The organism is Mesorhizobium sp. WSM4832 (assembly GCF_055811115.1).
This window is the reverse complement of the sequence record NZ_JBVVQH010000033.1, coordinates 34,761-51,290: the sequence shown is the minus strand read 5'-3', so window position 1 is coordinate 51,290 and position 16,530 is coordinate 34,761. Positions and strand designations below refer to the sequence as shown.

Sequence of the window (16,530 nt, the reverse complement as noted above, 5' to 3'; positions counted from 1 at the left end):
GCGCCCGACAGCGTGAACTCGTCGGTGTGGCAGATGCCGGTCGCCTTGATCTCGACCAGCACCTCGCCGTCGCGCGGACCGTCGAGGTCGACCTCCATGATCTCCAGCGGCTTTCCGGCACCAACAGCAACGGCGGCACGCGTTTTCATCGAGGTATCCTCCCAAGGCAATAGACAAAACTGTCAACTCGTGGCGGGCTTAGGCCCGCCTCGCAACAAAATGTCCGTTTCCTGGTTGCCGTGAGATCGCAATAATCGAACGATCCACCTCATAAGTCTATTCTACCAAGGTACCGCGCCTCCCGACCTCCTTGCCCGGGAATAGGACTAAAGCAGAGCCGAGATGTCCTGCTCACGAGGTTGATAAATCCCGCGGGCTCACTAAGCTCCTCTTGGGGCACCTTGACTTCGCGCTGGTCCGGCAACGATCGAGCAAGCGCAAGAATGGGTAATTCTGTCGATGACAAGCGCGGTGCCGGGCACCTTGGCCCTTTTGTGCTTTCTGTCCCTGGCCGCTGGTGCTCCGGGTGCGTCGGCCCAGCAACCGACCTCGCAATCGGCGGACGCGATCAAGCCGGAAGACAAGATAACCGAAATCAAGATAGGCTATTTGCGAGCCTACGCGCCGCGGCTGACGCTTTCCCTGCTCGAGGCGCCGCCGCGTGACGAAGGTGTCGCCGGCGCCAATGTCGCTATTGGCGACAACAATACGACGGGCAAATTCATCAAGCAGAAATTCAACCTCGACGTCACCGAGATAAAGCCTGACGCGGACGCGGTTCAGGCATTCGACGACCTGATCGCCAAAGGCGACCGCTATGTGGTCGCGGACCTCTCGGCCAGGCAGTTGCTGTCGATCGCCGACATCGCCCGCGACAAGGGTGTGCTGATCTTCAACGTCGGCGCCACCGACGACAGCCTGCGCGAAGAGGACTGCCGCATAAATGTCTTCCACATCGCGCCGACGCGAAGCATGCTCGCCGACGCTCTGGCGCAGTACCTCATGGTGAAGAAATGGCCGAACTGGGTGCTGCTCTATGGCTCGCATGAGCAGGACCACCTCTACGCCGATGCGTTGCGCCGCGCGGCAACCCGCTTCGGCGGCCAGATCGTCGCCGAGAAGGAATTCAAGGATACCGGCACGGCGCGCCGAACCGATACCGGAGCCACCCAGATACAGCAGCAGATTTCGGTATTCACGCAAGACCTGCCGGAACATGACGTGCTGCTTGTGGCCGACGAAAGCGAGGTGTTCGGGACCTACGTACCCTATCGCACCTGGACGTCGCGGCTGGTCGCAGGCACGGCCGGTCTTGTGGCATCGTCATGGCATCCCGCGAGTGAGCAGTGGGGCGGCATCCAGATGCAAAGTCGCTTCCTGAAAGCGACAGGTCGGCGAATGCTGTCCAAGGACATGTCGGCCTGGACGGCCGTGCGGGCCGTCGGCGAAGCTACCACACGCACCAATGGCGACGATCCCAAAAAGGTCAGCGACTACATCCGCTCGGATGATTTCTCGGTCGCCGCCTTCAAGGGACAGAAGTTGACCTTCCGCAAATGGAACCTCCAGTTGCGCCAGCCGATCCTGCTTGGCGATACCAAATCGGTCGTCTCGACATCTCCCCAGGAAGGCTATCTCCACCAGGTCTCCGAGCTCGACACCCTCGGTATCGATCAACCGGAAACGAAATGCGTTCTCAAGTAGCGCCAATCGGGAGGAATTCGTGCAGAGACGAGCTTGCGTACTCGCCATTCTCGCAACCGGCGTCATGGCCGGCCCGGCATCGGCCTACACCGCCTATGTCTCCAATGAGAAGGACAATACAATGACCGTCGTCGATACGGCGACCATGCAGGTGGTCAAGACCGTCGACGTCGGCCAGAGACCGCGCGGCATCACCATCTCGCACGACGGCAAGTTCATCTATCTGTGCGCCAGCGACGACAATACGATCCAGATCATCGACACCGCGACGCTACAGGTCGTCGGCACGCTGCCCTCCGGCGACGATCCCGAATTGTTCGTGCTCTCACCCGATGGCAAGACGCTCTACGTCGCCAACGAAAACGACAACCTGGTCACCGCGATCGACGTCGACAGCAAGGAAGTCAAGACCGAGATCCCGGTCGGCGTGGAGCCGGAAGGCATGGCCGTCAGCCCCGACGGAAAAACCATGGTCAACACCTCGGAGACCACCAGCATGGCGCATTTCATCGATACCGGGAGCCATGACGTAACCGACAACGTGCTGGTCGACACACGCCCGCGCTTCGCCGCGTTCAAGCCCGACGGCTCGCAGGTCTGGGTCAGCGCCGAAGTCGGCGGCACCGTCAGCGTCATCGACAACGCCAAGCGCCAGGTCGTGAAGAAGATCAAGTTCGCGATTCCGGGACTGCGGGCCGAAACCATCCAGCCGGTCGGCATCGCCATCAGCGCCGACGGCAAGAAAGCCTATGTCGCGCTCGGCCCGGCGAACCACGTCGCGGTGATCGACACCGAAACCCACGAGGTGGAGAAATACATCCTCGTCGGCCAGCGCGTCTGGCATCTGGACTTCACCCCCGATCAGAAAACACTGATCACCACGAACGGCAATTCCAACGACATCACTTTCATCGATACGGCTACGGACGAGCCCGTTCAGTCGGTCACGGTCGGCCAGCAACCCTGGGGTGTTGCCATATCGCCCAATTAAGGAGCCATCCATGCAGCATGCGAGGACCGGGAGAGCGGGAGACGAGGTGGCGGCGCTCGACATCGCCGGCGTCAGCCATTCCTATGGTCCGAAGCGGGCGCTCAGCGACGTCTCGTTCTCGATCGCGCCGGCGACTTTCACTGCCCTGCTCGGCCTCAATGGTGCCGGCAAGACAACTCTGTTCTCTTTGATCAGCCACCTTTACGATACGCGCCGGGGATCGATCCGCATCTTCGGCCATGACGTCAGCCGTGCATCCGGCGAGGCGCTCAGGCGTGTCGGCATCGTCTTCCAGGCACGGACGCTCGACCTCGATCTGAGCGTCTACCAGAACCTCTCCTATCATGCCTCGCTGCACGGCATCGGACGGCACGAAGCCCAGCAGCGCATTGCAGCGCTGCTTGCGACGGTCGACATGCACGGCCGTGAGCATGACAAGGCACGCAGCCTTTCCGGCGGCCAGATGCGGCGCATCGAGATCGCCAGGGCGCTGCTCCACCGCCCGTCCCTGCTGCTGCTCGACGAGGCGACCGTCGGTCTCGACATCCAGTCGCGCGCGGGCATTCTTGCCACCATCCGCAAGCTGGTCGCAACCGAGGGCATCGGCGTGCTCTGGGCCACCCATCTGATCGACGAGATTGAGGACGGCGACCATGTCGTCGTTCTGCGGCAGGGTGACCTGGTGGCCAAGGGCAAGGTGGCCGACGTCGTCAGGGCAAGCGGTGCTGGCTCGATCCGCGACGCTTTTTCGAGGCTGAGCCGCAGCGAAGCAGCCGGCATTGCGGAGACCTCGCCATGAGCGCTCCCGCAATGCCGGAAAAGGTCGCCGCCGTTACGCCGGTTAAGTCCGGGGCGTTCGGCTTTCGTCACTATCTCATCTGTCTCAAAGGCGTCGTCGTACGGGAATGCCTGCGCTTCCTGCACCAGCGCGAGCGTTTCATCTCGTCGCTGGTGCGGCCGCTCGTCTGGCTGTTCATTTTTGCCGCCGGTTTCCGGCAGGTGCTCGGCGTTTCGATCATCCCGCCCTACAAGACCTATGTGCTCTACGAGGTCTACATCACGCCGGGCTTGTGCGGCATGATCCTGCTGTTCTCGGGCATGCAGTCCTCGTTGTCGATGGTCTATGACCGCGAGATGGGCAATATGCGCATCCTGCTGGTCAGCCCGTTTCCGCGTTGGTTCCTGTTGGTGTCGAAGATGCTCGCCGGCGTCGCCGTATCGATCGCGCAGGTCTACGCGTTCCTGATCGTTGCCTGGTTCTGGGGCGTCAAGGCGCCGCCGCTCGGCTATTTGTTCGTGCTGCCGGCGCTGTTCTTGTCGGGCATGATGCTTTGTGCGCTCGGCATGCTTTTGTCCTCGATGATCAAGCAGCTCGAAAACTTCGCCGGCATCATGAACTTCGTCATCTTTCCCGGCTATTTCGCTTCTCCGGCGCTCTACCCTTTGTGGCGCATCCAGGAGGCGAGCCCGCTGCTTTACAAGCTCTGCCTCGCCAACCCCTTCACCTATGCCGTCGAGCTGATCCGCTTCGCCTTCTATGGGCAGGTCGATTGGCTGTCGCTGGGTGTCGTTGCCGGCTGCACGCTGCTGTTTCTGGGAGGCGCCATCGTCGCCTACGACCCTTCGCGCGGCCTGATAACCCGCAAACAGGGCACGGGAGGAAACGGTTGATGCGACGGATGAGCCTTGTCCGCAGCCTGGTTGCCGCTGCCATGCTCGTGGCAAGCGCCAGCGCCATGGCCGCGAACAGCGATCCGGACTGGCCGTGCGTGCAGCGCAAGGTGCCGCAACTCTCGCTCGGCCAGGTCTGGAACGGACCGAACCTTCCACCGGCGGCGAAGGATTGGTCGCAGGACGCTTCCGTCTCCGCCCTGGTCGAGGAGGTGGCGGCCCGCAGGCTGCCGATTGCAGACGCGCAGAAGAAGATCAGGGATTTTGCGGCCTCCCTGCCGGCCGGGCAACTTGCGCCAAAGATGGCGATGCTCGTGCAGGGGATGTTCGACCACATGGACGCCGAGCGTTCGCACGTGATTTCCGGCATTTCCCGTTACGCCCACAAGCAGCTCGAAATGGCCTCCGAATTGCGCAAGGAAGCCTCGGATGTCGATGCGTTGCGCGCAAAACCAGGCGCCGATCAGGACGAGGTCGAACGGCGGACCGACCAACTGAATTTCGCGACGCGAATCTTCAACGAGCGTGCGCAATCGCTGACCTACGTCTGCGATGTGCCGACGATCATCGAGCAGCGGCTTTATCAGCTGTCCAGGACAGTCTCGGAAACGCTCGCGGCGAAGAAATAGAGGCCTGTCAGCTTCCCCGGCCGGGCAGCACGCGCCAGCGCTGCACGAAATAGCCAGGATGCGTCTCCAGCCAGTGGGCGACCACCGGCTGCGCCTGCATGAAGGCAACCCCGGGATTCATGGCCAGCCCGTCCGCCATTTCCTCGCGTTGCTCACAGGTCTGCGGCACAGCCGTCATGCAGACCATCATCACGATTGTATAAAGCATTGCCCCTTCCCCTCGATCCCCGGACCCCACGCCCGGGTTGCATAGCGATTGTCTGCAGGGTTAGGCTGCCCATCCGTCTTGAAGCGAGTGTGAAAGCGCGCCCCTGCCCTTCCGCATCGCAACATAACATGCGAGCTAGCCGGCCACCATCGGCAGTGGCCGATTGTCCACGCCCTTGTCGACCTTTTCGCATAATCTCGACAGCGGATATGTAAGGCGTTTCACCCCCGCCGCTTTCCGGGCGCTCCCGAATGTTGCGCTCGCACCGCTTCATTCGCTTCGGCGTAGGGATACAGCTTGCCGAACAGGGGCAGGTGCGTCGCCCCCTTGCGCATCAGAAAATCGTTGAAAGTCGCCATGGCCGGCGAGATAGCGTGATCGGTGCGCATCACCGAAAACCATTGCCGGCGGATCGGCATGCCGGCCACGTCGAGAATGACGAGCCGGCCGGCTTCCGTCTCCGCGGCGATGGTGTGGGCGGAGATGAAGGCAATGCCGAGACCTGCCATCACCGCCTGTTTGATCGTCTCGTTCGAACCCATCTCGACGCCGAGATCGTCGATCCGGCCAGGAACATCGCTCAGGAATATCTCCAGCGAGATGCGCGTGCCCGAGCCTGGCTCGCGGATAAGGAAATGCTCCTCGGCGATCCTTTCCTTGGAAATGTCGCGTGCCGAAACCAGCGGGTGGTCGGGCGGCGCGACGATGACCAGCGGATGGTCGCCGAAGACGGATGCGCGCACCGAAACTTCCTTGGGCGGACGACCCATCAGCGCGATGTCGATGTCGTGGTTCTTCAGCCTGTCGATCGTTTCCGCCCGATTGCCGATGGCGAGGCGCATGTCGATATCGGGATGCTCCTTCATGAAGCCGGCCATGAGCCGCGGCGCGAAATATTTGGCGGTGGAAACGACGCCGAGCCTCAGGCTGCCGGTGCGCACGCCCTTGATGGCGTCCATCTCGTCTTCGAGCAGACGCAGCCGCTCCTCGATGGCCTGCGCCGCTTCGACGAACGCCAGCCCTGCGGCGGTGGGACGCATGCCGTCCGACGTCCGGTCGAACAAGGCCAGCTGGAACTCCTCCTCCACCTGTCGCAGCTGGATCGTAACCGCTGGAGGGGAAAGGCCTAATACCTTGGCCGCGCTCACGATTTTCCCGTGGCTGACAATGGCTTGCACGGTCTTGAATTGCTTGAGCGTGAGGTTTCTCATAGAGCATACTAAATTAATTTTAGTGTCTAGGTAAAGTTATTAAATTTTACTTAGCCCTTATCGTTTGGTTTCATCGCTCCATCCGGCCTCGAGGGATACGGCCGGACCGGGAGGTCACGATGCCAGCGGCAACGCTCGACGCTTTTCTGAACTCCTATCTCGGCGATCAGCCCGACGAACGCCGATCCGCGGTCGTTGCCACCATCCGTCAGTTCACGCAGGCCGCCACCAAGGTCCGCAATACCATCAACCAGGGGGCGCTCGGCGCCGCTTTTGCAGGGACCCGCGGCGCCAATGCCGACGGCGATGTCCAGAAGGACCTCGACGTCTTCGCCGACGACATCTTCCTCGACGCCATGCGTCGCGCTCCGGTCGCGCTCTATGCCTCCGAGGAGCTGGAGCAGCCGGTCCTGCTCGACAGGCAAGCCCCCCTCGCCATCGCCATCGACCCGCTGGACGGCTCTTCCAACATCGACACCAACGTGTCGGTCGGAACGATTTTCTCGCTCCTCCCTGCAACTGGCGCGCCGGACGCCGATCCGGCCGCCTCTTTTTTACAGGCAGGCGCGAAAATACTAGGCGCCGGCTTCTTCATCTACGGGCCGCAGCTGGCGCTCGTTCTGTCGCTCGGCAGCGGCACGCATGTCTTCGTGCATTCGACCAGGCTGGGCACCTTCGTCCAGGCCTACGAAAGCCGGATCATCCCGGAGCGGACCCAGGAATTCGCCATCAACGCCGCCAACTACCGCCACTGGGACGAGGCCGTGCGCCTCTATGTCGACGACTGCCTGGAAGGCGCCGAAGGCCCAAGGGAGAAGGATTTCAACATGCGCTGGATCGCTTCATTGGTTGCCGAATGCTATCGCATATTGATGCGCGGCGGCGTGTTTCTGTATCCCGGCGACCAGCGTCGGGGTTACAGCCAGGGCCGGCTTCGGCTGGTCTATGAGGCCAATCCGATTGCCTATCTGATCGAACAGGCGGCCGGTGCCGCGACCGATGCGATCACCCGCATCCTGGAAATCGAACCCGAGAGCCTGCACCAGCGCGTACCCGTGGTCTTCGGATCCGCGCGGGAAGTCGCGCGGATCGCCCGCTACCACACCGAACCCAGCGCCATCGGCGAGCGTGCGCCGCTGTTCAGCCACCGCGGACTCTTCAGGGCTTGAGCAGGAACCATGTCGGCGAAGCACCCCATCATCACCATCACCGGATCGTCGGGCGCGGGCACGACCTCGGTCAAGCGCATCTTCGAGCTGATCTTCCGGCGCGAGAACATCGATGCTGCCTTCATCGAAGGCGACGCCTTTCATCGCTACGATCGCGCTGCGATGAAGGCGGAGGTCGCCGCTCAGGAGAAGGCAGGCAACCCGAACTTCACCCACTTCCATGCCGAGGCCAACGAGCTCGAGATCCTCGAAGGGGTGTTCGAGGAATATGGCCGCCGCGGGAGCGGAAGGAGCCGCACCTACGTCCATGATGAGGACGAGGAGAAGCTCTACGGCACGCCGCCCGGCAATTTCACGGAATGGCGCGAATTCGCGCCGAGCGACCTGCTCTTCTACGAAGGCCTGCATGGCTGCGTCGTCACCGACGAGATCAATCTGGCCAGGCATGCGGACCTCAGGATCGGCGTGGTGCCGGTCATAAATCTCGAATGGATCCAGAAGATCCATCGCGACCGCGCTACGCGCGGCTATTCCACCGAAGCGGTGATGGACGTGATCCTGCGCCGCATGCCCGACTATGTCCGCTTCATCGTCCCGCAATTCTCGCAGACCGCGATCAATTTTCAGCGCGTGCCGATCGTCGACACGTCCAACCCGTTCATCGCACGCTGGATTCCGACCCCCGATGAATCGATGCTGGTCATCCGCTTCGCCAATCCTCGCGGCATCGATTTCCCTTACCTGCTTTCAATGATCCACGACTCCTTCATGTCGCGGCCGAATTCCATAGTGGTGCCGGGCAACAAGCTCGACCTTGCCATGCAGCTGATCCTGACGCCGCTCATCCTGCAATTGATCGAACGCAAGAAACGTGTGTCGTGAGGAGGACGCCATGACCACCTTGGCAGCATTGAAGTCCGTCGCCGCCGCCGTCTCCGAGCGCGACATGGCGAACGCCATCCGCGCGCTGGCCATGGACAGCGTGCAGAAGGCCAATTCCGGACATCCGGGCATGCCTATGGGCATGGCCGATGTCGCGACGGTATTGTTCAGCCGCTTCATCAATATCGACCCGACAGCGCCGGGCTGGCCCGATCGCGACCGCTTCGTGCTTTCAGCGGGACACGGCTCGATGCTGCAATATGCCCTGCATTACCTGCTTGGCTACGAAGACATGCCGATCGAGGAATTGCAGCGGTTCCGCCAGCTGGGCAGCCGTACCGCCGGACATCCGGAGCATGGCCACGCACTCGGTGTCGAGACGACCACCGGCCCGCTCGGACAAGGCATTTCGACCGCTGTCGGCATGGCGCTGGCGGAGCGCATGCTTGCCGCCCGCCACGGCGCCGATCTCGTCGACCACTACACCTATGTGATCGCCGGCGACGGCTGCCTGCAGGAAGGCATCAGCCACGAGGCGATCGATCTCGCGGGTCACCTGAAGCTCTCCCGCCTGATCGTGCTTTGGGACGACAACGCGATCTCCATCGACGGACCGACCTCGCTGTCGACATCGATGGACCAGCCGGCCCGCTTCAAAGCCGCCGGATGGCATGTGCAGCCCGTGGACGGCCACGACATGGAAGCCGTCGCCGCGGCGGTCGAAGCCGCGCGGCGGTCGGATCGGCCGTCGCTGATCGCCTGCCGCACTGTGATCGGCAAGGGCGCTCCCAATCTCGGCGGTTCGGAAAAGACGCATGGCGCGCCGCTGGGCGATGCGGAGATCGCTGCGACCCGCGAAAACATCGGCTGGGCCCACGCGCCGTTCGAGGTGCCGGACGATATCCTTTCGGCCTGGCGTGAGATCGCCGAGCGCGGGCAAACGGCACGGCGCGCCTGGGAGCGGCGGCTTGCCGCCTCGCCGCGGCGCGAGGACTTCGAACGCGCGATCGGCGGCAAATTTCCCGATGCGGTGTTCGAGGCCCTTAGCGCCTTCCGCAAGGAGCACGTCGAGAAGGCTACCAAGGTTGCGACGCGGAAGGCCTCCGAAATGGCGCTTGCCGCGATCAATGACGCAAACGAGTTGACGGTCGGCGGCTCCGCCGATCTCACGCATTCGAACCTGACGATCACCAAAGGCATGGATCGCATCGTGCCGGGTGGTTATGCAGGCCGCTACATTCACTACGGCATCCGCGAGCACGGCATGGCCGCGGCCATGAACGGCATCGCGCTGCATGGCGGATTTGTGCCCTACGGCGGCACCTTTCTGTGCTTCGCCGACTATGCGCGCGGCGCGATGCGGCTCTCCGCGCTCATGAACCAGCGCGTCGTCTATGTGATGACGCATGACTCCATCGGTCTCGGCGAGGATGGCCCGACCCATCAGCCGGTCGAGCACCTGGCGATGCTGCGGGCGACACCGAACCTCAATGTCTTCCGTCCGGCCGACATCATCGAAACGGCGGAGTGCTGGGAACTAGCGCTGAAGAGCGAGACGCGACCGAGCGTGCTTGTGCTCTCGCGCCAGAACCTGCCGATGCTGCGCCAGGCACATTGCCACGATAACCGGTCCAGCTGGGGTGCCTACGTCTTGCGCGAGCCATCCGCGCACCGGGCAGTGACGCTGATCGCCACCGGCTCGGAGGTCGAAATCGCCGTCGCCGCCGCCGAGCGGCTGGGAACCGAGCATGGGATCGCCGCCGCGGTCGTCTCGATGCCGTGCTGGGAATTGTTCGAGGAACAGGATGCCGACTACCGCAAGTCCGTCCTCGGCTCGGCGCCGCGCGTCGCCGTTGAGGCGGCCGCCCGTCTCGGCTGGGACCGCTGGATCGGCGACACCGGCGCCTTTGTCGGCATGACCGGCTTCGGCGCCAGTGCGCCCGCGCCGGACCTCTACCGGCATTTCGGCATCACGCCCGAAGCCGTCGCCGCGGCGGCGCTGAGGCTCATCTTCTAGGAGGATCGACAATGGCCCGCATCACCCTTCGCCAGCTTCTCGACCATGCCGCCGAGCACGGTTACGGCGTGCCGGCATTCAACATCAACAACATGGAACAGGGCCTCGCCATCATGGAGGCGGCCAAGGCCTGCGACGCGCCTGTGATCATCCAGGCCTCGCGCGGCGCCCGCGCCTATGCCAGCGACATCATGCTGTCCAGGATGATGGATGCGTTGACCGAGATCCATCCGGCCATTCCGTTGTGCATCCACCAGGATCACGGCAACAACGAAGCCACCTGCCTCTCGGCGATCCGCCACGGCTTCACCTCGGTGATGATGGATGGGTCGTTAATGGCGGACGCCAAGACCCCGGCGAGCTACGACTATAACGTCGCCATCACCGAACGCGTCGCGCGCATGGCGCATTGGGTCGGCGCTTCCGTCGAAGGCGAGCTCGGCGTGCTCGGCTCGCTGGAGACCGGCCGTGGCGAAGCGGAGGACGGTCACGGCGCGGAGGGCGCGCTGTCGCACGACCAGCTCTTGACCGATCCCGATCAGGCGGTCGATTTCGTGACCGCCACTCGCGTCGATGCGTTGGCGATCGCCTGCGGCACCTCCCACGGCGCCTACAAGTTCACCCGCAAGCCGGATGGCGACATCCTTGCCATGCAGGTGATCGAGGCGATCCACGAAAAGCTGCCGAACACGCATCTGGTCATGCATGGTTCGTCCTCGGTGCCGCAGGAACTGCAGGACATCATCAACACATATGGCGGCGAGATGCCCCAGACCTTCGGCGTCCCGGTCGAGGAGATCGAGCGCGGCATCCGCCACGGCGTGCGCAAGGTCAACATCGACACCGATTGCCGCATGGCCATGGCCGGGCAATTCCGCCGCGTCGCGACACAGGATCCGCGCGAATTCGATCCGCGCAAATTCCTGAAGCCCGCCATGGACGCCCTGCGCGACCTTTGCCGCGATCGTTTCGAACGCTTCGGTACTGCGGGCAAGGCTTCGAAGGTCAAGGTCATCGCCATGGACGAGATGGCGAAACGCTACGCCGCGGGAAAGCTCGACCCGCAGATCGCAACCGCGAAAGCCGCCTGAGCGGCGGTCCGCCAAAGAAGGAAAGGACCAGCGCCATGCCCAACAAATCCGAAACCGTGACCGGCAAGGACCGCTACAGATCCGGTGTCATGGCATACAAGAAGATGGGCTATTGGGAGCCCGACTACGAGCCTAAGGACACCGACATCATCTCGGTGTTCCGGATCACGCCGCAGGACGGCGTCGATCCGATCGAGGCTGCTGCAGCCGTCGCCGGCGAATCCTCGACCGCGACCTGGACGGTGGTCTGGACCGACCGGCTGACGGCGAGCGAAAAATACCGCGCCAAGGCTTATCGGGTCGACCCCGTGCCGAACGCGCCCGGACAATACTTTGCCTACATCGCCTACGACCTCGACCTGTTCGAGCCGGGCTCGATCGCCAACCTTTCGGCATCGATCATCGGTAATGTCTTCGGCTTCAAGCCGCTGAAGGCGTTGCGGCTGGAGGACATGCGTTTTCCCGTCGCCTATGTGAAGACCTTCCAGGGTCCGGCGACAGGCATCGTCGTCGAGCGCGAGCGCCTCGACAAGTTCGGCCGCCCGCTGCTCGGCGCCACCGTCAAGCCGAAGCTCGGCCTTTCCGGTCGCAATTACGGCCGTGTCGTCTATGAGGCGCTGAAGGGCGGGCTCGATTTCACCAAGGACGACGAGAACATCAACTCGCAGCCCTTCATGCATTGGCGCGAGCGTTTTCTCTATTGCATGGAGGCGGTCAACAAGGCACAGGCCGAGACGGGCGAGATCAAGGGCACCTATCTCAACGTCACCGCGGCCACCATGGAGGACATGTACGAGCGGGCCGACTTCGCCAGGGAGCTCGGCTCCAACATCGTCATGATCGACCTCGTGATCGGCTACACGGCGATCCAGTCCATGGCGAAGTGGGCGCGCAGGAACGACCTGATCTTGCACCTGCATCGCGCCGGCCATTCGACCTACACGCGCCAGAAGAGCCACGGCGTTTCCTTCCGCGTCATCGCCAAATGGATGCGGCTGGCCGGCGTCGATCACATCCATGCCGGCACCGTGGTCGGCAAGCTGGAAGGCGATCCCGCAACGACCAAGGGCTACTATGATGTCTGCCGCGAGGACCATAACCCGATGAAGCTGGAGAACGGCATCTTCTTCGACCAGCACTGGGCCTCGCTCAACAAGCTCATGCCGGTGGCGTCCGGCGGCATCCATGCCGGCCAGATGCATCAGCTCGTCGATCTGCTCGGCGAAGACGTCGTGCTCCAGTTCGGCGGCGGCACCATCGGCCATCCGATGGGCATCGCGGCCGGCGCCACGGCCAATCGCGTTGCCCTCGAATGCATGATCCTCGCCCGCAACGAGGGCCGCGACTACGTGCGGGAAGGACCGCAGATCCTGGAGAACGCGGCCAGGAACTGCTTGCCGCTGAAACAGGCGCTCGATACGTGGAAAGATGTGAGCTTCAACTACGCCTCGACCGACACGCCGGACTTCGTCCCGGTGGCAACGGCAGCCGAGTAAGGAGACAGACAATGCGCATAACCCAAGGGGCCTTTTCCTTCCTGCCCGACCTGACCGACGACCAGATCCGCGCCCAGGTGCAGTATTGTATCGACAACAAATGGGCCGTCAGCCTCGAGGTTACCGACGACCCGCACCCGCGCAACACCTATTGGGACATGTGGGGCCACCCGATGTTCGACAATCCCGACGCGGCGGCGCTGATGATGGAGCTGAACGCATGCCGCAAGCACTATGGCGATCGTTATATCCGCGTCGTCGCCTTCGATTCCTCGCATGGCTGGGAATCGGTGAAGCTCTCCTTCATCGTCAACCGTCCGGCCGAGGAACCCGGCTACCGGCTCGAACGGCAGGAGGCCGCAGGCCGCATGATCCGCTACACCACCAGGCCCTACGCCGCCGACAAGCCGGCCGGAGCGAGGTACGGCTGATCATCGCGACAGGAGGAAAATGCCATGCCAGCGCCAGCCTTTGCCGAAACGGACGTGCCGCAAGCCACCACCCCCGCGGCGATCGATCTTCGCGAGGAATTCGAAACGTCCGGCGTCAAGGACGTCCTGGCCGAGCTTGACCGCGATCTGATCGGGCTCGCCCCGGTCAAAAGGCGCATCCGCGAGACCGCGGCGCTCCTGCTGGTCGAGCGGGCGCGCCGCCGCATGGGCCTCGCGCACGAAACACCGACGCTGCATATGAGCTTCACCGGCAATCCGGGCACCGGCAAGACGACGGTCGCGCTGCGGATGGCCGACCTGCTGCATCGGCTGGGCTATATCCGTAAAGGCCATCTGGTTTCGGTTACCCGCGACGACCTCGTCGGCCAGTATATCGGCCACACTGCGCCCAAGACCAAGGAGATCCTGAAGAAGGCGATGGGCGGCGTACTGTTCATCGACGAGGCCTATTATCTCTACCGGCCCGAGAACGAACGGGACTACGGCCAGGAAGCGATCGAGATCCTGCTGCAGGTGATGGAGAACCAGCGCGACGATCTCGTGGTCGTCCTCGCCGGCTATGCGCAGCGCATGGATCGCTTCTTCGAAAGCAATCCCGGATTCCGTTCACGCGTCGCCCACCACATCGACTTTCCCGACTATTCCGACGATGAGCTTCTCAGGATTGCGGAACAAATGCTCGAAAAGCAAAATTACTTATTCGATGATGCGGCAACCCTAGCGATGACCGACTACATCGCACGCCGCCGCGAGCAGCCGCATTTCGCCAATGCCCGTTCGATCCGCAACGCGCTCGACCGGGCCCGGCTGCGGCAGGCCAACCGCCTGTTCGAAAGCGCCAAGGGACCGCTCGACGCCAAGGCGCTGTCGACGGTCTCCGCCGAGGACATCACCGCCAGCCGGGTCTTCGCGCTGAAGCGTGGGGAAGGAGAAAGCAAATGACCGCAAAGACCATCATCGCCCCTTCCGTTCTGTCGTCGGATTTCTCGCGGCTAGGCGACGAGGTCGAAGCGGTCGCGCGAGCGGGCGCCGACTGGATCCATCTCGACGTGATGGACGGACATTTCGTGCCCAACATCACATTCGGCCCGCCGGTGATCAAGGCGATCCGCAACCGAACCGACAAGATCTTCGACTGTCATCTGATGATCGCCCCGGCCGATCCTTATCTCGCCGCCTTCGCCGACGCCGGTTGCGACATCATCACGGTGCATGCCGAGGCCGGACCGCATCTCGACCGTTCGCTGCAGGCCATCAGGAACCTCGGCAAGAAGGCCGGCGTGTCGCTCAATCCGTCGACGCCGGAAAGCGTCATCGAATATGTCCTCGACCGGCTCGATCTGGTGCTGTTGATGACGGTCAATCCGGGTTTCGGCGGCCAGGCCTTCATTCCGGCGGTCATCGACAAGATCAGGCGTGTCAAGGCGCTCGTCGGCCAACGTCCGATCGACATCGAGATCGACGGTGGCGTCACGCCCGAGACAGCCCCCCTTGTCACCGCGGCCGGCGGCAATGTGCTCGTCGCCGGATCCGCCGTTTTCAAGGGTGGCGCCGAGGCTGCCTATCGCGCCAATATCGGCGCGATCAGACAGACGGCCGACGGAGCGATCCGGCGGGCCGCGTGAACTGCTTGGTTGGAGGATGACATGGCGGCGACCCCACCTGTTTGCGATTTCGGCTGGCAAGCCGTCGATGCCGTCTTGCCCGGAATCGACGGCAAATCGCATTCGATCTTCGGCAAGGCCGGTCGCAACGGGTTGGTCGTCGCCTTTATCTGCAATCATTGCCCCTATGTGAAGGCGGTGATTTCGCGCATCGTGCGTGATGCCGACGACCTCAAGGCCGAAGGGATCGGCTTTGTCGCGATCAACGCCAACGATGCCGATGCCTATCCGGACGATTCCTTCGACAACATGAAGCTCTTCGCCAGGGCGAACGGCTTCACCTTCCCGTATCTCCACGACGAGTCGCAGGCGGTGGCGCGCGCCTATGGCGCCGTGTGCACCCCGGATTTCTTCGGCCTCAACGGCGAATTGACGTTGCAATATCGTGGCCGGCTGGACGCATCGCGACGGGACGCCGGGACGCCTGCGCTGAGACGCGATCTGTTCGAGGCGATGAAGCAGGTTGCCCGAACCGGCGACGGACCGCGTGACCAGGTCGCTTCGATCGGCTGCTCGATCAAATGGAAGGAGGCGGCATGAATGTCGGCGCAAGCAGGCCGTTTCGGTCTCCGAAGGCGATCCTGTTCGATCTCGACGGCACGCTGGTCGATTCGGCGCCCGACATCGCGGCGGCCGTGAACGAGTTGCTGGCCGGCCGCGGCCGGCCGCCGCTCGGCGTGGATCAAGTCAAGGCAATGATCGGCGGCGGCGTCGGGAAGCTGGTCGAGCGGGCTTTCGCGGCTTCAGGGTCACCGCTTGTCGGCAGCGCGCTCGAGGAGGCCAACCGCGACATGGCGCCGATCTACCGCAGACACCTGACCGGCCTGACGAGGCTCATGCCTGGCGTCAGGGAGGCGCTCACGCACTTCCGCCTGAACGGAACAGCCATCGGCGTTGCTACCAACAAGCCGCAATTGGCGACCCGCGAAATCCTGCTGCACTTCCACTTGACGGAATATCTCGGCGCGATCGTCGGCGGAGACGCGGTGACATTGCTGAAACCGGCGCCCGACGCTCTGCTTCTGGCGCTCGACCAGCTTGGGGTCGAACCGTATGAGGCGCTGATGGTTGGAGACAGCGTCAGCGACGTCGGCGCCGCGCGCGCCGCCGGCATGCCCGTCGTTCTGCTGCGCGGCGGCTACACCCAGGTCCCCGTCGAAGAGCTTGGCGCAGACCTTGTCTGCGACAGCTTGCTCGATCTGCCTTCGGCGATGCAAAAGCTGGGTGCCGCTGCCTGACCGGCATTCGAATGCATGTCGCCCAGAAGTGTGCAGCGGTTCTGGGACACCGACATGCATAAAAACAAAGACTTAAAAGCGTGTCGCCTGAGTCCGTTTCAGCGCGA

Annotated in this window: 17 protein-coding genes and 1 pseudogene; 15 read left to right on the top strand and 3 right to left on the bottom strand. The window is 63.1% G+C overall.

What is annotated here, in order from left to right; translation table 11 throughout:
- Window positions 1-149, bottom strand: a pseudogene (locus tag AC0L2L_RS31925) (S-(hydroxymethyl)glutathione dehydrogenase); the annotation flags it as partial.
- Window positions 150-459: 310 nt separating this feature from the next.
- Here AC0L2L_RS31925 and AC0L2L_RS31920 point away from each other — a divergent pair.
- The 5 genes from AC0L2L_RS31920 to AC0L2L_RS31900 are packed head-to-tail and all read left to right on the top strand — an operon-like array spanning window position 460 to window position 4,995.
- A complete protein-coding gene (locus AC0L2L_RS31920; protein ID WP_473583792.1) occupies window positions 460-1,704 on the top strand; it encodes an ABC transporter substrate-binding protein in 1,245 nt (414 codons plus the stop codon).
- Window positions 1,705-1,723: 19 nt separating this feature from the next.
- A complete protein-coding gene (locus AC0L2L_RS31915) occupies window positions 1,724-2,695 on the top strand; it encodes a YVTN family beta-propeller repeat protein (protein ID WP_473583791.1) in 972 nt (323 codons plus the stop codon).
- A 10-nt stretch (window positions 2,696-2,705) separates the two neighbouring features.
- On the top strand, window positions 2,706-3,494 hold the full coding sequence (locus AC0L2L_RS31910) for an ATP-binding cassette domain-containing protein (RefSeq protein ID WP_473583790.1): 789 nt from the start codon (window positions 2,706-2,708) through the stop codon (window positions 3,492-3,494).
- Complete coding sequence (locus AC0L2L_RS31905) at window positions 3,491-4,366, top strand: ABC transporter permease (RefSeq protein WP_473583789.1); 876 nt, start codon at window positions 3,491-3,493, stop codon at window positions 4,364-4,366. The genes AC0L2L_RS31910 and AC0L2L_RS31905 overlap by 4 nt, the downstream gene beginning before the upstream one ends.
- Window positions 4,366-4,995, top strand: coding sequence for a hypothetical protein (locus AC0L2L_RS31900; protein ID WP_473583788.1), 630 nt, complete (start codon window positions 4,366-4,368; stop codon window positions 4,993-4,995). Before AC0L2L_RS31905 ends, AC0L2L_RS31900 begins: the two co-directional genes overlap by 1 nt.
- Before the next feature lie 7 nt (window positions 4,996-5,002).
- Here AC0L2L_RS31900 and AC0L2L_RS31895 read toward each other — a convergent pair whose 3' ends face one another.
- Entirely contained in the window at window positions 5,003-5,203 is a 201-nt protein-coding gene (locus AC0L2L_RS31895; RefSeq protein ID WP_027169416.1) for a hypothetical protein, read from the bottom strand.
- Between the two features lie 221 nt (window positions 5,204-5,424).
- Window positions 5,425-6,414 (bottom strand): LysR family transcriptional regulator, encoded by a 990-nt coding sequence (locus AC0L2L_RS31890; protein WP_473583787.1) that lies wholly within the window; start codon window positions 6,412-6,414, stop codon window positions 5,425-5,427.
- 119 nt (window positions 6,415-6,533) lie between these two features.
- On the opposite strand from AC0L2L_RS31890, the gene AC0L2L_RS31885 reads away from it, so the two are divergent.
- The 10 genes from AC0L2L_RS31885 to gph are packed head-to-tail and all read left to right on the top strand — an operon-like array spanning window position 6,534 to window position 16,423.
- Entirely contained in the window at window positions 6,534-7,583 is a 1,050-nt protein-coding gene (locus AC0L2L_RS31885; protein ID WP_473583786.1) for a class 1 fructose-bisphosphatase, read from the top strand.
- 9 nt (window positions 7,584-7,592) lie between these two features.
- Window positions 7,593-8,465 carry a phosphoribulokinase gene (locus AC0L2L_RS31880; protein WP_473583785.1) on the top strand — a complete coding sequence of 291 codons (873 nt, stop codon included), beginning with the start codon at window positions 7,593-7,595 and terminating at the stop codon, window positions 8,463-8,465.
- A 10-nt stretch (window positions 8,466-8,475) separates the two neighbouring features.
- Window positions 8,476-10,482, top strand: coding sequence for a transketolase (gene tkt / locus AC0L2L_RS31875; RefSeq protein ID WP_473583784.1), 2,007 nt, complete (start codon window positions 8,476-8,478; stop codon window positions 10,480-10,482).
- 11 nt (window positions 10,483-10,493) lie between these two features.
- A complete protein-coding gene (gene fba / locus AC0L2L_RS31870; RefSeq protein ID WP_473583783.1) occupies window positions 10,494-11,573 on the top strand; it encodes a class II fructose-bisphosphate aldolase in 1,080 nt (359 codons plus the stop codon).
- Between the two features lie 35 nt (window positions 11,574-11,608).
- Window positions 11,609-13,069 carry a form I ribulose bisphosphate carboxylase large subunit gene (locus AC0L2L_RS31865; RefSeq protein WP_473583782.1) on the top strand — a complete coding sequence of 487 codons (1,461 nt, stop codon included), beginning with the start codon at window positions 11,609-11,611 and terminating at the stop codon, window positions 13,067-13,069.
- An 11-nt stretch (window positions 13,070-13,080) separates the two neighbouring features.
- A complete protein-coding gene (locus AC0L2L_RS31860) occupies window positions 13,081-13,500 on the top strand; it encodes a ribulose bisphosphate carboxylase small subunit (RefSeq protein WP_473583781.1) in 420 nt (139 codons plus the stop codon).
- Window positions 13,501-13,524: 24 nt separating this feature from the next.
- A complete protein-coding gene (gene cbbX, locus AC0L2L_RS31855) occupies window positions 13,525-14,463 on the top strand; it encodes a CbbX protein (protein ID WP_473583780.1) in 939 nt (312 codons plus the stop codon).
- The gene (rpe, locus tag AC0L2L_RS31850; protein WP_473583779.1) at window positions 14,460-15,146 is read left to right on the top strand and encodes a ribulose-phosphate 3-epimerase; all 687 of its coding nucleotides are present in this window, start codon (window positions 14,460-14,462) and stop codon (window positions 15,144-15,146) included. Before cbbX ends, rpe begins: the two co-directional genes overlap by 4 nt.
- Before the next feature lie 21 nt (window positions 15,147-15,167).
- Complete coding sequence (locus AC0L2L_RS31845; protein ID WP_473583778.1) at window positions 15,168-15,725, top strand: thioredoxin family protein; 558 nt, start codon at window positions 15,168-15,170, stop codon at window positions 15,723-15,725.
- Window positions 15,722-16,423 carry a phosphoglycolate phosphatase gene (gene gph / locus AC0L2L_RS31840; RefSeq protein WP_473583777.1) on the top strand — a complete coding sequence of 234 codons (702 nt, stop codon included), beginning with the start codon at window positions 15,722-15,724 and terminating at the stop codon, window positions 16,421-16,423. Before AC0L2L_RS31845 ends, gph begins: the two co-directional genes overlap by 4 nt.
- The last annotated feature ends 107 nt before the right edge of the window (window positions 16,424-16,530 follow it).

Bases quoted from the DNA above. Each gene is read 5' to 3' on its own strand.
- AC0L2L_RS31885 (WP_473583786.1), top strand. From the start codon at position 6,534: ATGCCAGCGGCAACGCTCGACGCTTTTCTGAACTCCTATCTCGGCGAT.
- AC0L2L_RS31890 (WP_473583787.1), bottom strand. From the start codon at position 6,414: ATGAGAAACCTCACGCTCAAGCAATTCAAGACCGTGCAAGCCATTGTC.
- gph (WP_473583777.1), top strand. From the start codon at position 15,722: ATGAATGTCGGCGCAAGCAGGCCGTTTCGGTCTCCGAAGGCGATCCTG.
- AC0L2L_RS31860 (WP_473583781.1), top strand. From the start codon at position 13,081: ATGCGCATAACCCAAGGGGCCTTTTCCTTCCTGCCCGACCTGACCGAC.
- AC0L2L_RS31865 (WP_473583782.1), top strand. From the start codon at position 11,609: ATGCCCAACAAATCCGAAACCGTGACCGGCAAGGACCGCTACAGATCC.
- AC0L2L_RS31905 (WP_473583789.1), top strand. From the start codon at position 3,491: ATGAGCGCTCCCGCAATGCCGGAAAAGGTCGCCGCCGTTACGCCGGTT.
- tkt (WP_473583784.1), top strand. From the start codon at position 8,476: ATGACCACCTTGGCAGCATTGAAGTCCGTCGCCGCCGCCGTCTCCGAG.
- cbbX (WP_473583780.1), top strand. From the start codon at position 13,525: ATGCCAGCGCCAGCCTTTGCCGAAACGGACGTGCCGCAAGCCACCACC.
- AC0L2L_RS31845 (WP_473583778.1), top strand. From the start codon at position 15,168: ATGGCGGCGACCCCACCTGTTTGCGATTTCGGCTGGCAAGCCGTCGAT.
- AC0L2L_RS31880 (WP_473583785.1), top strand. From the start codon at position 7,593: ATGTCGGCGAAGCACCCCATCATCACCATCACCGGATCGTCGGGCGCG.
- AC0L2L_RS31920 (WP_473583792.1), top strand. From the start codon at position 460: ATGACAAGCGCGGTGCCGGGCACCTTGGCCCTTTTGTGCTTTCTGTCC.
- AC0L2L_RS31910 (WP_473583790.1), top strand. From the start codon at position 2,706: ATGCAGCATGCGAGGACCGGGAGAGCGGGAGACGAGGTGGCGGCGCTC.
- rpe (WP_473583779.1), top strand. From the start codon at position 14,460: ATGACCGCAAAGACCATCATCGCCCCTTCCGTTCTGTCGTCGGATTTC.
- fba (WP_473583783.1), top strand. From the start codon at position 10,494: ATGGCCCGCATCACCCTTCGCCAGCTTCTCGACCATGCCGCCGAGCAC.
- AC0L2L_RS31900 (WP_473583788.1), top strand. From the start codon at position 4,366: ATGCGACGGATGAGCCTTGTCCGCAGCCTGGTTGCCGCTGCCATGCTC.
- AC0L2L_RS31895 (WP_027169416.1), bottom strand. From the start codon at position 5,203: ATGCTTTATACAATCGTGATGATGGTCTGCATGACGGCTGTGCCGCAG.